Here is a 13,237-nt window from a genome sequence, read left to right on the forward strand (position 1 = left end):
GCCAAGGCCCGCCCCCCGGCGGGCCTTTTCGCGTTCCGGGCCGGCGGCCGCGCGCGCGCGCGCCGCTACAATGCCGGCATGGCCGACACCCCGTCCTTTCCGTTCGCCTGGAAGCCGCTCGCCGGGCACCTGCTCGAGCAGGCGCTGAACCGCGCGATCGCGCTCGATCCCGATACCCGCGACGCGCTGCGCGCGCTCGACGGCCGCCACGTCGTCCTGGAGGTCGAGTCGCCGGCGCTGGCGCTGCGGATCGACGTCGAGGGCGGCCGCCTGCGGGTCGGCCCGGCCGGCGGGCCGGAGCCCGATCTCGCGGTGCGGGGCACGCTCGGCGCGCTGATCGGCCAGCTGCCGTTCCTGCAGCGCCGCGGCGCCACCGCGACCGGTCGCGTGCGCATCGCCGGCGACGCCGAGCTCGCGCGGCGCCTGCAGGGCCTGGCGCGCGGTTTCGATCCCGACTGGCAACGCCCGTTCGCGAACGTGTTCGGCGACGTGCTCGGCGTGCAGGTCGCCGAGGCGCTGGCCGGGGCCCTGCGGCGCGCGCGGGTGGCCGGCCGCAATCTCGCCGAGAGCGGCGCCGAGTTCCTGACCGAGGAATCGCGCGATCTGGTCGCGCGCGCCGAGCTGGAGGCGTTCCTGGACGACGTGGACGCGCTGCGCGAGGGCGTGGACCGGCTCGATGCGCGGGTGCGGCGCCTGCGCGCCTCGGCCGCCGCGCGCGGCGGGACGGCGCAGGGACCGGCGCCGTGAGCGCCGCGCTGCGCGCCCTGCGCATCGGCCGCGTCCTGCTCCGCTACCGCCTCGACGAACTGCTGGCCGGAACCCCGGCCGAACGCTGGCTGCGGCTGATGCGGCCGTTCGTGCCGCGCGCGTCGCGCGAGATCGCCGCGCTGCCGCCCGGCGCGCGGCTGCGGCTGGCGCTGGAGGAGCTGGGGCCGATCTTCGTCAAGTTCGGCCAGATCCTCTCGACCCGCCGCGACCTGGTGCCGCCGCCGGTGGCCGAGGAACTGGCCCTGCTGCAGGACCGGGTGGCGCCCTTCGACGGCGAGGACGCGCGCGCGATCGTCGAGCGCGCGCTCGGCCGCGACATCGACGTCGCCTTCGCCCGGTTCGACACCCGGCCGCTGGCCTCCGCCTCGATCGCCCAGGTGCACGCGGCCGCGCTGCACGGGCCCGACGGCGCGCCGGGGCGCGAGGTGGTGGTCAAGGTGCTGCGCCCCGGGGTGGAGGCGCGCATCGCCGCCGACATCGCGCTGCTGCGCCGGGTGGCGGCGCTGGTGGCGCGCACCCATCCCAACGCCGACAAGATCCGCCCGCGCGAGATCGTCGCCGAGATCGAGACCACGCTGGCCGCCGAGCTGGACCTGCAGCGCGAAGGCGCCAACGCCTCGGTGCTGCGGCGCAACTGGAGCGGATCGGCCGAGCTGTACGTGCCGGAGGTGATCTGGAGCCATACCGCCGAGCGCGCGCTGACCCTCGAGCGCGTGCGCGGCATCCCCAGCGACGACATCGCCGCGCTCGATGCCGCCGGCATCGACCGCCGCGCGCTCGCCGCGCGCGGCGTGCGGGTGTTCTACGCGCAGGTCTTCCGCGACAACTTCTTCCACGCCGACGCCCACGCCGGCAACATCTGGGTCGATCCCGACCCGGCGCGCGCGCGCGACCCGCGCTTCATCGCGCTCGACTTCGGCATCGTCGGCCAGCTCTCGCGCCAGGACCAGTACTACCTCGCCGAGAACTTCATGGCGATCTTCAACCGCGACTACCGCCGCATCGCCGAGCTGCACGTGGAGGCGGGCTGGATGCCCGCGCACATCCGCATCGACGAACTGGAAGCGGCCGCGCGCGCGGTCTGCGAGCCCTACTTCACCCGGCCGCTGTCGGAGATCTCGCTGGCCGAGGTGCTGGGCAAGCTGTTCCGCACCGCCCAGCGCTACGAGCTGACGCTGCAGCCGCAGCTGATCCTGCTGCAGAAGACGCTGCTGTCGATCGAGGGGCTCGGCCGGCTGCTCGATCCGCGCATCGACATCTGGGCGGTGGCGCGGCCGGTGCTGGAGGACATCCTGCGCGAGCGCTACAGCCCGCGCCGGCTGGCCGGCGAATTCCGCCGCCGCCTGCCGGAGCTGGCCACGCACGCCCCGGAGATGCCGGCGCTGGTGCACGCCTGGCTGAAGCAGCAGGTCGAGGGCCGCCACGAGCTGCGCATGCGCTCGCAGGACCTCGCCTCGCTCGCCGCCGGCGTGCAGGCGCTGCAGCGGCGGGTGGTCGCGGCGATCCTCTGCGTGGGGCTGCTGATCGCCGCCTCGGTGCTGTACGCGCTGGACGCCGGCGGCCCCGCGCTGGCCGGCGCGCCGGCGGCGGCCTGGGTCGCCGCGCTGGCCGGGCTGTGGGCCGGGCTCGCCGCGTGGCCGCGTCGCGGCCGTTGAATCGCGCGGACGGATGAACGCGCCAGCGGGCGAAGTCCCGGTGCTGTATGCCGACGATGCGCTGGCGGTGGTCGACAAGCCGGCCGGCGTGGCCATGCACGACAGCCGGCTGACCGGCGGCGAGTCCGACTTCCTGGTCGATCGCCTGCGCGCGCAGTTCGGGCGCCCGGTCTTCCTCGCGCACCGGCTCGATCGCGCCACCAGCGGCTGCGTCCTGGTGGCCTTCGACCGCGCGAGCGCGGCGGCGCTGGGCGAGCAACTGATGTCGCGCGAAGTGGACAAGCAGTACCTGGCGGTGTGCCGCGGCTGGCCGGAGCCGGCGTTCGTCGTCGATCACCCGCTCGACGGCGGGCCCGGCAAACCGCAGAAGAAGCCGGCGGTCACCGAGTTCGTGCGCCTGGCCACGCTGGAGCTGCCGGTGCCGGCCGGGGCCTTTCCGACCTCGCGCTACGCGCTGCTGCGCGCGCGCCCGACGACCGGGCGTTTCCGCCAGATCCGCCGCCACCTCAAGCACGCCTCGCACCACCTCATCGGCGATACCAGCCACGGCGACGGCCGCCACAACCGCACGTTCCGCGCGCTGGGTATCCACCGCATGCTGCTGCACGCCGAAGCGCTGGCGTTCCGCCACCCCGGCGACGGCGGGCGGCTGCGGATCGAGGCGCCGCCCACGGGCGAGTTCGCGCGCGCGCTGGCGCTGTTCGAGGCCGGCGGCGCGTAGGCGCGCGAACGCGCCGGCGGTCGGTCACTTCTTCGAGGCGGCCTCGCGCAGGTCCTGCTCCATTTCCTGCAGCATCGGCATCACCAGCCGCTGCACGGCGGCCATGGTGTTCTGCATCAGCTGCGGCATCTTGTCGAGCAGCTTCTGCCCGGCCTCGCTGGAATAGAACGCGATCATCGCGTCCACGTCCTCGCCGGTGAAGGTCTGGGTGTAGATGTCGCGGTAGAGCGGCTGCAGGCGTTCCCACGACAGCGCCTCGCGGATGCGTGCGTTGGTGCGACGGATCTGCTGGTCGATCTGCGCCTTCTGGGCGTCATCGAGCTGCTGGCCGGCGGTGAGCTGGGCGACCATCTGCTGCTGCGAGAGCTCGACCTGCGGCAGGATCGCATCCACCGTCTCGCGCGCGCGCATGACCTCCATCAGCCGGTCCACCTGGGCGGCGGTGGCCTGCTGGGCGAAGGCGGCGGCGGGCGCCAGGACGAGCGCGGCGGCGAGGACGAAACGGTGCAGACGACGGTTCATGACGGCATTCCCTGCGGGCCTGTGGGGCTACGATGTTCGGGGGCGGCCGGCCCGGCGTCAAATCGCGCTCATACGCCCATGTAGCGCCCGGGCCGATGGTTGAACATCAGCACCAGGCTCAGCACCAGCGCGCCCAGCGCCGAGTACAGCACCTGCCGGGGCTCGAACAGCAGCAGCGCGCAGGCCATCAGGGCGGCATCGAAGGCCATCTGCACCTTGCCCGCGCTCCAGCCACGGCTGCGCTGCAGGTACACCGCGAGGATGCCCAGCCCGCCCAGGCTGGCGCGATGGCGGATGAAGAACAGGATCCCCAGCCCGGTCAGCGCGCCGCCGACCACCGCCGCATACAGCGGGCTCATGTGCGCGTAGCCGGCCCAGTCCGGCAGGCGATCGGCGAGCAGGCCGACCGCGGCCACCGCCGCGAAGGTCTTGAGGGTGAACTCCCAGCCCATGCGGCGCAGCGCCAGCCAGTAGAAGGGCAGGTTGACCACGATGAACATGGTGCCGAACGGCCAGCCCAGCGCGTGGTGCAGCATCAGCGCCACGCCGGCCATGCCGCCGATGATCAGCCCGCCGTGCGCGAACACGGCCAGGCCCAGCGAGGCGGTGAGCGTGGCCAGCAGCAGGCCCTGCACGTCCTCGGCCGGCGTGTGGCGATCGCGCGTGCGCGCGGCGGCGGTGCCGGCCGAATCGGGCGGCGGGGTCAGCGGGCCGGACGTGACCGGCGGATGCGCGCCGCCGGCGGGCGCGGTCGCGCCGGACCCGTCGGCGGGCGCCTGGCGGGCCGGGGGCACGGGCGGGCGTGTCATGCGGGTGTCGATGTTGCGGCGCAGCATGATCGCAGGCCGCCGCTGCCACGACAATCCCCGTTCGCCCCCGCCGTCGTCGCCCATGACGTATCCGCCCGCCACCCGCCGCAGGACCGCGCGGTCCGCACGCCCCGCATGAGCGGAGGCGTCCGGGTGGGCGAGGACGAGATCGTCGAGCGCTTCGTGCGCGCGAGCGGTCCCGGCGGGCAGAACGTGAACAAGGTGTCCACCGCGGTGGAGCTGCGCTTCGACATCGCCGGCTCCCCTTCGCTGGACGAGGCCGTGCGCGCGCGCCTGCTCGCGCGCCGCGACCGCCGCGTCACCGACGCCGGGGTATTGGTGATCAACGCACAGCGCTACCGGACCCAGGAACGCAACCGCGAGGACGCACGCGCCCGCCTGCAGGCGTTCCTGGACGCGGGCCTGCACGCGCCCGCGCCGCGCATCGCCACCCGGCCTTCCCGCGCGGCCAAGCGGCGCCGGCTCGACGAGAAGCGCGTGCGCGGCGACGTCAAGCGCGGCCGCGGCCGCCGCGACTGGAGCGAATGACCTTGCAGTACCCACCCGAACCCGAACGCCGCGACGACATCCTCATCCCGCTGCCGCCCAGCGCGCCGCGGGTGAAGCCCAACCGCTTTACCCGCTGGCTCGGCCGCACGATCCTGCGGCTCGGGGGCTGGCGCATGGTCGGCGAGTTCCCGGACATCCCGAAGCTGGTGCTGATCGGCGCGCCGCACTCGTCCAACTGGGACGGGCTGTGGGCCTTCAGCGCCAAGGCCGCGATCGGCCTGGACCTGCGCATCCTGGGCAAGGATTCGCTGTTCCGGGTGCCGGGGCTGGGCTTCCTGCTGCGCAGGCTGGGCGTGATCCCGGTGGACCGCGCCAAGGCCAGCGGCGTGATCGAGCAGGCCGCGCAGCTCATCCGCAGCCACGACCGGCTCTGGTACGCCCTGGCGCCGGAAGGCACCCGCGCGCGCGTGGAGCGCTGGAAGTCCGGCTTCTGGAAGATCGCCAAGGCCGCCGACGTGCCGGTGCTGCGCATGTACTTCCACTATCCCGACCGCATCATCGGCATCGGCCCGCTGTTCTACCCCAGCGACGACATGGCCGCCGACATGGCCGAACTGCGCGCCTGGTACCGCCCGTGGATGGGCAAGAACCGCGGGACGGTATGAAGAGAGCGACCGCATCCACGCGCGCGGCGCTGATCCTGGCTGCGATCGCGCTGGCCGTTTGCGCCGCCTGGTGGTGGACGCGGCCAGGCGCCGACGCCGCCGGCAGGCCCAGGGCCGCCGATGCCGGGGCGGCCGCAGCCCCGGCGGCGCTGCCGCGTTCGCAGGCCGGTGGCGCCGCACCACGGTCGTGGCCCGACCTGCCGCCGCTGGAACGGCCGCTGCGGCTGGCGGCGGACGAACTGCGCGCACGCGCGGATGCGGGCGATCCGCTGGCGGCCTGCCGGCTGGTCGCCGAGGCGGATCATTGCGACCAGGCGCGAGAGTTGGTGCAGCATCTGCGGCGTGCCCTGGACCAGGCCGAGCGGATGGCCGCGCACCGCACGGAGGATGGCGAGACGGACGCCGAAATGCCCAAGCGCATTCGCGCCGCGCTGGCCGAGCGGGAACAGGCGCTGGCGCATTGCGCGGACGTGGCGCCCCCGCCGCCCGCCGAACGCGTGCGCTATGCGCGGCAGGCGGCGCTGGCGGGCCATCTCCCCTCGATGCGGCATTACGCGATCGGCCATGCGTTCCGCGTACGCGAGATCATGGCCGTGCTGCCGCAGCTCGAGATCTACCGGCGGGAGGCGGAGGTCATGGCGCGTCGCGCGGCGGCGGCGGGCGACCTGGAGTCGGCAGCCGCGCTCGCCGCCGGGTACCTGGGCGGCCTGCCGGGGCAGGGGCCATTCCCGACGTTGCTGGAGCAGACCCTGCCCGAGGATCCGGGGCGGGCGCTGGCCTGGGCGCAGGCCGCGCTGGCGCACCCGGCGATGGCCGCGCTTCCGGAGCCGCATCCGCTGCGCGTCCGCCTCGACGAGATCCTCGCCGAGGCGACCGACCGGCTGCCGCCGGGCGCGCGCATTCCGGAGCCCGCCGCGATGGCATCCGTACCGGACGGGAGGGCCTCCGGCCGCATCGCGTCGATCCACCACGGCCTCACCCGCGAGGCCTGCAGCGAGCGGGCGTTCGTCGCGCCGTGATGCGACCGCGTTCGTCAGCTCGGCGGTCGGTTAGCTGGCCACGCGCTGAAGCGGGCGGCGCGCGCAAGGCGCGCGCCGCTCCTGTAGAGCTCAGGGCACGATGCAGCCGCAGTTCCGATAGCAGGTGAACTCGCGACACAGGGTGTCATCGGGGGCGCATCCCGTCTGGCAGGTGCGCACGCATCCTGAGTCGCACTCGGCCGCCTGGGCCGCAGGGCCTGTAGCGATCGCAGTGAACGCCGCACTCAGCGAGAACAGCGCGGCGCCTGCGAGGGAAAGATAGAACCGCTTCATCCTGGTCATGGTCATCTTCCTGTAGGCCTCCTCATTGAGGCGCGTGCGACGTTAGTACGTCGCTCTCAGACGCGCACCTTGCAGCGCAGCGGGCGCTCAATGCGCGACCTGGAGATCGCCCGCTAACTCGTCCATGCGCGCGGGATCGAAACCCTGGATCCTGTGGGTCGCGGTAACCATGAAGGGCGTCATGCGCGCGTCCATGGCCTTGGCTTCCCGCCACGGGGCGTTGGATTCCTCTATCACCCGTTCCTCGAAATCCACGCCGTGACGGGTCAGCCAATCGCGCGCGTGCGCGCTGGCAACACAGGCCGGTTGCGAGTACAGGATCATCGCGTGGCGCGAGCCTTCCATCAGTCGCCGGTTGTCCGCCGCCTCGACGACCATGCCCTCCGGCGAGGGAGACGGCGCGCTGCCGCGGGATACGAGCATGCGGCCGGTGAGCGCGCCCAGCCCGACGCAGGCGAGCGCGAACAGCGCGAGGAGCAGTCGAGTGCGTCCGCGCCGCGTCCGGTGTCCGTCCATGGATTTTTCCCCTTCGATTGTCCGATGTGGCTACCTTAGCCGCCGACGTGTGCCCGCGCATGCTGCGCCGCGGCTTCAGCGCTCCGAGTGCCCGCTGTCGTAGTAGTCGCGGCGGGTGAACAGCCCCGGCTTGATCAGCTCGACGAAGGCGCGCGCCTGCGGGGAGAGGTACTTGCCCTTGCGCACGACCACGCCGTAGCTGCGCTGCGGGAACCATCGCGCCAGCGAACGCGCGGCCAGGCGTTCGCGGTCGGCCTCGCCCAGGCAGATGGCGGTGACGATGCTGATGCCCATGCCCATCGCCACGTACTGCTTGATCACCTCCCAGCCGCCGACCTCCAGGGCGACGGTGTAGGGCACGCGGTGCTGGTGGAACACCGCGTCCACCAGCCGGTAGGTGGTCAGCCGCCGCGGTGGCAGGATCAGGCCGTAGGGCGAGAGATCCTCCAGCTGTAGCGTGGGCTTGCGGGCCAGCGGGTGGTCCGGCGCCGCGATCAGCATCGGGTCGAAACGGTAGACCGGCGCGTAGTCGAGGTCGGAAGGCACCTCCAGCATCGAGCCGACGGCGAGATCGACGGCGTCGGAGCGCAGCAGGTCGAGGCCGCCGGCGCCGGTGACGTTGTCCAGGCTCAGCCGCACTTCCGGTTGCGCGCGGCGGTAGGCGTCCACGATCGGCGGCAGCAGGTGCAGGATCGTCGAGGCGCCGGCGGCGATGCGCAGCTCGCCGCCGTCCATGCCGCGCAACTGGTTCTGGAACGCCGCGGGCAGCGCGTCCAGCGCCTCGACCAGCGGCCGCGCCAGTTCGTAGAGCGCCTCGCCTTCGCGGGTCGGCAGCAGCCGGCGCCCGCTGCGCTCGAGCAGGCGCACGCCGAGGTCGCGTTCCAGCGCCTGCAATTGCAGCGTTACCGCGGGCTGGCTCAGGAACAACGTCTCGGCGGCGCGCGAAACCGAGCCCAGGCGGGCCACCTGGCAGAACGCGCGCAGGGGCTTCAGGCGGTCGCCCTTGTACGCAAAGCGGGGCGCAGGTGCCTGTTTCCTGGGCAAATTCGACTCCTTATGAGCTGAACTTATAGGTCGGATTGATAAAACTGGCTTGATCAATACTGTACCCCGGCGGATGTTGGGTACACCCCCCACAGCCCATGGAGTGCCTTCCATGTCCGCAGTCCTCAAGCCCGCCCCCGAAGCCGTCCACTGTCCCGCCGGGGCGCCGGACGACGTGCTCGGCGCGCCGGTCCTGGCCCTGCTGACCGACCTGCACCGCCGCTTCGAGCCTCGCCGGCAGTCGCTGCTGGCGGCCCGCGAGGCGCGACAGGCCCGCTTCGATGCCGGCGAGCTGCCCGACTTCCGCGCTGACACCCGTGCCATCCGCGAGTCCGAGTGGCGGGTGGCGCCGCTGCCGGCGGCGCTGCAGGACCGCCGGGTGGAGATCACCGGCCCGGTCGATCCGAAGATGGTCATCAACGCGCTGAACTCCGGCGCCAACTGCTACATGGCCGACTTCGAGGACTCCACCGCGCCGACCTGGCCGAACCTGATCGCCGGCCAGCGCGCGCTGCGCGACGCGGTGGCCGGCACGCTGACCTTCGAAGGCGCCGGCGGCAAGCGCTACGCGCTGCGCCCGGAGGCGGAACGCGCGGTGCTGATCGTGCGCCCGCGCGGCTGGCACCTCGACGAGAAGCACGTGCTGATCGACGGCGTGCGCCTGTCCGGCGCGCTGTTCGACGCGGCGGTGTTCGCCTTTCACAACGGCAAGGCGCTGGCCGCCCGCGACCGCGGCCCGTACCTGTACCTGCCCAAGCTGCAGTCGATGGAGGAGGCGCAGCTGTGGGACGAGGTGCTGGCGGCGCTGGAAAAGGCGCTTGGGCTGGCCGCCGGCACGATCAAGGTCACGGTGCTGATCGAGACGCTGCCGGCGGCGTTCGAGATGGACGAGATCCTCTACGCGCTGCGCTCGCGCGTCGCCGGCCTGAACTGCGGGCGCTGGGACTACATCTTCTCCTACATCAAGACCTTCCGCCGCCACCGCGACCGCGTGCTGCCCGAGCGCGGCCAGGTCACGATGACCCAGCCGTTCCTGAGGGCCTACTCGGAGCTGCTGATCCAGACCTGCCACCGCCGCGGCGCGCACGCGATGGGCGGCATGGCCGCGCAGATCCCGATCGCCGGCGACGCCGCCGCCAACGAGGAGGCGATGGCGCGCGTGCGCGCCGACAAGCTGCGCGAGGTGACCGCCGGTCACGACGGCACCTGGGTCGCGCACCCGGCGCTGATCCCGCTGGCGCGCGCGATCTTCGACGAGCGCATGCCGACGCCCCACCAGCAGCACGTGGGCCGCGAGGACGTGCTGGTCGGCCGCGACGAGCTGATCGCGCCGCCGCTGGGCTCGATCGGCCGCAAGGGCTTCGAGAACAACGTCGAGGTCTGCGTGCGCTACCTCGCCGCCTGGCTTTCGGGCAATGGTTGCGTGCCCATCCACGGAATGATGGAGGACGCCGCCACCGCCGAGATCGCGCGCGCGCAGCTGTGGCAATGGCTGCACCACGCCGACGCGCCGGGCAGCGAGCCGCTGTGCCTGGACGACGGCACCCCGGTCGATTTCGTGCTGTTCGAGGCGGTGCTGCTGGGCCTGCCCTCGCGGCTGGCGCGCGAGCGCCCGCCGGGCCTGGACCGCGTGCCGGAGGCGATCGGCGTACTCGAGCGCCTCACCCGTGCCGACGTGCTGGCCGACTTCCTGACCCTGCCCGCCTACGAACGCATCGACTGACCCGCCCCCAGCGGGGCGCTTTCCCTTCCTCCACGGAGACACGCCATGAGCCGGACCCCACTGCCGACCGCCGCCGAGATCGAACGCGACTGGAACACCCACCCGCGCTGGCACGGCGTCGCCCGCCCCTACACCGCCGAGGACGTCGTGCGCCTGCGCGGCACCGTCGCGGTGGAGCATTCCCTGGCGCGCCTGGGCGCCGAGAAGCTGTGGAATTCGCTGCAGACCGAGGACTTCGTCAACGCGCTGGGCGCGCTGACCGGCAACCAGGCCATGCAGCAGGTCAAGGCCGGGCTGAAGGCGATCTACCTATCGGGCTGGCAGGTGGCCGCCGACGCCAACCTCGCCGGCGAGATGTATCCCGACCAGTCGCTGTACCCGGCCAACTCGGTGCCGCAGGTGGTGCGCCGGATCAACAACACCCTGCTGCGCGCCGACCAGCTGCACCACGCCGAGGGCGACGACAGCATCGACTTCCTGCAGCCGATCGTCGCCGACGCCGAGGCCGGCTTCGGCGGCGTGCTCAACGCCTTCGAGCTGATGAAGGGCATGATCGAGGCCGGCGCGGCCGGCGTGCATTTCGAGGACCAGTTGGCCTCGGTGAAGAAGTGCGGCCACATGGGCGGCAAGGTGCTGGTGCCGACCAAGGAGGCGATCGACAAGCTGGTCGCCGCGCGCCTGGCCGCCGACGTGTGCGGGGTGCCAACGATCCTGATCGCGCGCACCGACGCCGAGGCCGCCGACCTGCTGACCTCCGACGTGGACGACAACGACCGGCCGTTCTGCACCGGCGAACGCACCGCGGAAGGCTTCTACAAGACCCGCAAGGGCCTGGACCAGGCGATCAGCCGCGGCCTGGCCTACGCGCCCTACGCCGACCTGGTGTGGTGCGAGACCGGCAAGCCGGACCTGGCGTTCGCGCGCAAGTTCGCCGAGGCGATCCATGCCAAGTATCCCGGCAAGCTGCTGGCCTACAACTGCTCGCCGAGCTTCAACTGGAAGAAGAACCTGGACGACGCCACGATCGCGAAGTTCCAGAGGGAGATCGCGGCCTACGGCTACAAGTTCCAGTTCATCACCCTGGCCGGCTTCCACGCGCTGAACTACTCCATGTTCAACCTGGCCCACGGCTATGCGCGGCGGCAGATGAGCGCGTTCGTGGAGCTGCAGGAGGCCGAGTTCGCGGCCGCGGACAAGGGCTTCACCGCGGTGCGCCACCAGCGCGAGGTGGGTACCGGCTACTTCGACACGGTGACGCAGACGATCCAGCGCGGCCAGTCCTCGACCACCGCGCTGACCGGCTCCACCGAGGAGGAGCAGTTCCAGGGCCGCGCCGCGGCCTGAGCGCGGCGATGTCCGGGAGGGGCGCGGCTGGCGCCGCCGCAGGGATGGGCGGCGCCGGACGCGATACGGGCCCTCAGTCGCGTGCCGAGGGCGTGCGCGCCGCCGGCGCCGCTCAGGCCGCTGCGGCGGGCTCGGCGGTGCCGAAACCGCGATAGGCCAGGGCTTCGGTCAGGTGCGCGGTGCCGATCGCCTCGCGACCGTCGAGATCGGCGATGGTGCGGGCCACGCGCAGGCAGCGGTGCATGGCGCGCGCCGAGAGCTGCAGCGATTCGACCGCGCGCTCCAGCAGGGCCTGGTCGGCGGCCTGGAGCCGGCAAGACGCCAGGGTGGCCGCCTGGTCCAGGCGCGCGTTGCAGCGGCCGGCGCGCGCGAGCTGCCGGTCGCGCGCGGCTTCCACGCGCCGGCGGATCGCCGCGCTCGCCTCGCCGGGCGGCGCGTCGGGACGCAGTTCGGATGCGGGCAGTCGCGGGATCTCGAGTTGCAGGTCGATGCGGTCCAGCAGCGGCCCCGAGATGCGCGCGCGATAGCGGCGGATCGCATCGGGCGGGCAGCGGCAGCGCCCGGACGGATCGCCGGCCCAACCGCAAGGGCAGGGGTTCATCGCCGCCACCAGCTGGAAGCGGGCCGGGAACTCGACCTGGCGTGCGGCGCGCGAGATCGTCACCACGCCCGATTCCAGCGGCTCGCGCAGCACTTCCAGCGCGCGGCGCTCCCATTCCGGCAATTCGTCGAGGAACAGCACGCCGTGATGCGCCAGCGAGATCTCGCCGGGGCGCGGCTCGCTGCCGCCGCCCACCAGCGCCACCGCGCTGGCGGTGTGGTGCGGGGCGCGGAAGGGGCGCACGCGCCAGCGCGCGGGATCGAGCCCGCGGCCGCTCACCGAGGCCACGGCGGCCGCTTCCAGCGCTTCGTCCTCGGCCGGCGCGGGCAGCAACCCGGGCAGGCGCGAGGCCAGCAGGGTCTTGCCGCAGCCGGGCGGGCCCACCAGCAGCAGATGGTGACCGCCGGCGGCGGCGATCTCCAGTGCGCGCCGGGCGCGGTGCTGGCCGCGGACGTCGTGCATGTCCGGCACTGCGGCGGCCGCGGCGCGCGGGGCGACGCCCGGCGGCAGCGCCTTGCGCCCGTGCAGCATCGCGCAGACCTCCAGCAGGGTGCGCGCCGCCAGCACCTCCACCCGGTGCGCCAGCGCGGCCTCCGGCGCGTTGGCCGCGGGCACGACCATCCGTCGCCCGGCGCCGGCAGCCGCCAGCGCGGCGGGCAGCGCGCCGTCCACCGGGCGCAGTTCGCCGGTCAGGCCCAGTTCGCCGAGGAACTCGGTGTCGCGCAGCGGTTCGGCGGGGATCTGGCCGCTGGCGGCGAGGATGCCCAGGGCGATCGGCAGGTCGAAGCGGCCGCCGTGCTTGGGCAGGTCCGCCGGCGCCAGGTTGACGGTGATGCGGCGCGCCGGGAACTCGAACTGCGCGCACTGGATCGCCGCGCGCACCCGGTCCTTGGCTTCGCGTACGGCCGCCTCAGGGAGGCCGACGATGGACATGGAGGGCAGGCCGCCGGCGAGGTGGACCTCGACCTGCACCGCAGGCGCGGTCACCCCGGCACGCGCGCGTCCATGCACGAGTGCGAGCCCCATGACGGAAAACG

General features: G+C 73.2%; 14 protein-coding genes. 8 read left to right on the top strand and 6 right to left on the bottom strand.

What is annotated here, in order from left to right; translation table 11 throughout:
- Positions 1–78: 78 nt before the first annotated feature.
- The 3 genes from Z164_RS0100710 to Z164_RS0100720 are packed head-to-tail and all read left to right on the top strand — an operon-like array spanning position 79 to position 3,144.
- Positions 79–747, top strand: coding sequence for a ubiquinone biosynthesis accessory factor UbiJ (locus Z164_RS0100710; protein WP_024888834.1), 669 nt, complete (start codon positions 79–81; stop codon positions 745–747).
- Positions 744–2,423, top strand: a complete 1,680-nt coding sequence (gene ubiB, locus Z164_RS0100715; protein WP_024888835.1) for a ubiquinone biosynthesis regulatory protein kinase UbiB — start codon at positions 744–746, stop codon at positions 2,421–2,423. Before Z164_RS0100710 ends, ubiB begins: the two co-directional genes overlap by 4 nt.
- Positions 2,424–2,436: 13 nt before the next feature.
- A complete protein-coding gene (locus Z164_RS0100720; protein ID WP_024888836.1) occupies positions 2,437–3,144 on the top strand; it encodes a pseudouridine synthase in 708 nt (235 codons plus the stop codon).
- 24 nt (positions 3,145–3,168) lie between these two features.
- On the opposite strand, the gene Z164_RS0100725 is transcribed toward Z164_RS0100720, so the two are convergent.
- Entirely contained in the window at positions 3,169–3,666 is a 498-nt protein-coding gene (locus Z164_RS0100725; protein ID WP_024888837.1) for a DUF2059 domain-containing protein, read from the bottom strand.
- 68 nt (positions 3,667–3,734) lie between these two features.
- Entirely contained in the window at positions 3,735–4,475 is a 741-nt protein-coding gene (locus Z164_RS19665) for a YitT family protein (RefSeq protein ID WP_081770012.1), read from the bottom strand.
- A 135-nt stretch (positions 4,476–4,610) separates the two neighbouring features.
- Here Z164_RS19665 and arfB point away from each other — a divergent pair, with 135 nt between their 5' ends.
- Genes arfB through Z164_RS0100745 form a run of 3 tightly spaced genes read left to right on the top strand, consistent with a single transcriptional unit; the run spans position 4,611 to position 6,669 of the window.
- Complete coding sequence (arfB, locus tag Z164_RS0100735) at positions 4,611–5,024, top strand: alternative ribosome rescue aminoacyl-tRNA hydrolase ArfB (protein WP_024888839.1); 414 nt, start codon at positions 4,611–4,613, stop codon at positions 5,022–5,024.
- Positions 5,025–5,026: 2 nt separating this feature from the next.
- A complete protein-coding gene (locus Z164_RS0100740) occupies positions 5,027–5,650 on the top strand; it encodes a lysophospholipid acyltransferase family protein (protein ID WP_236621727.1) in 624 nt (207 codons plus the stop codon).
- Entirely contained in the window at positions 5,647–6,669 is a 1,023-nt protein-coding gene (locus tag Z164_RS0100745) for a hypothetical protein (RefSeq protein WP_024888841.1), read from the top strand. The genes Z164_RS0100740 and Z164_RS0100745 overlap by 4 nt, the downstream gene beginning before the upstream one ends.
- 90 nt (positions 6,670–6,759) lie before the next feature.
- Here Z164_RS0100745 and Z164_RS0100750 read toward each other — a convergent pair whose 3' ends face one another.
- From Z164_RS0100750 to Z164_RS0100760, 3 genes are all read right to left on the bottom strand, one after another.
- Positions 6,760–6,972: a hypothetical protein gene (locus tag Z164_RS0100750; RefSeq protein ID WP_152540826.1), complete on the bottom strand. Its 213-nt coding sequence runs from the start codon at positions 6,970–6,972 to the stop codon at positions 6,760–6,762.
- 87 nt (positions 6,973–7,059) lie between these two features.
- Complete coding sequence (locus Z164_RS0100755; RefSeq protein WP_024888843.1) at positions 7,060–7,488, bottom strand: glutaredoxin family protein; 429 nt, start codon at positions 7,486–7,488, stop codon at positions 7,060–7,062.
- Positions 7,489–7,563: 75 nt separating this feature from the next.
- Positions 7,564–8,532 (bottom strand): LysR family transcriptional regulator, encoded by a 969-nt coding sequence (locus tag Z164_RS0100760; RefSeq protein ID WP_024888844.1) that lies wholly within the window; start codon positions 8,530–8,532, stop codon positions 7,564–7,566.
- A gap of 73 nt (positions 8,533–8,605) precedes the next feature.
- Here Z164_RS0100760 and aceB point away from each other — a divergent pair, with 73 nt between their 5' ends.
- Both aceB and aceA read left to right on the top strand, forming a co-directional pair.
- Positions 8,606–10,255: a malate synthase A gene (gene aceB, locus Z164_RS0100765; RefSeq protein ID WP_425477199.1), complete on the top strand. Its 1,650-nt coding sequence runs from the start codon at positions 8,606–8,608 to the stop codon at positions 10,253–10,255.
- 45 nt (positions 10,256–10,300) lie between these two features.
- Positions 10,301–11,599, top strand: coding sequence for an isocitrate lyase (aceA, locus tag Z164_RS0100770; protein WP_024888846.1), 1,299 nt, complete (start codon positions 10,301–10,303; stop codon positions 11,597–11,599).
- Between the two features lie 112 nt (positions 11,600–11,711).
- Here the strand turns inward: aceA and Z164_RS0100775 are convergent, their stop codons facing one another.
- Entirely contained in the window at positions 11,712–13,226 is a 1,515-nt protein-coding gene (locus tag Z164_RS0100775; RefSeq protein WP_024888847.1) for a YifB family Mg chelatase-like AAA ATPase, read from the bottom strand.
- Positions 13,227–13,237 lie beyond the last annotated feature (11 nt).

The organism is Luteimonas huabeiensis HB2 (assembly GCF_000559025.1).
In the GTDB taxonomy this organism is placed as follows: Bacteria; Pseudomonadota; Gammaproteobacteria; order Xanthomonadales; family Xanthomonadaceae; genus Luteimonas; species Luteimonas huabeiensis.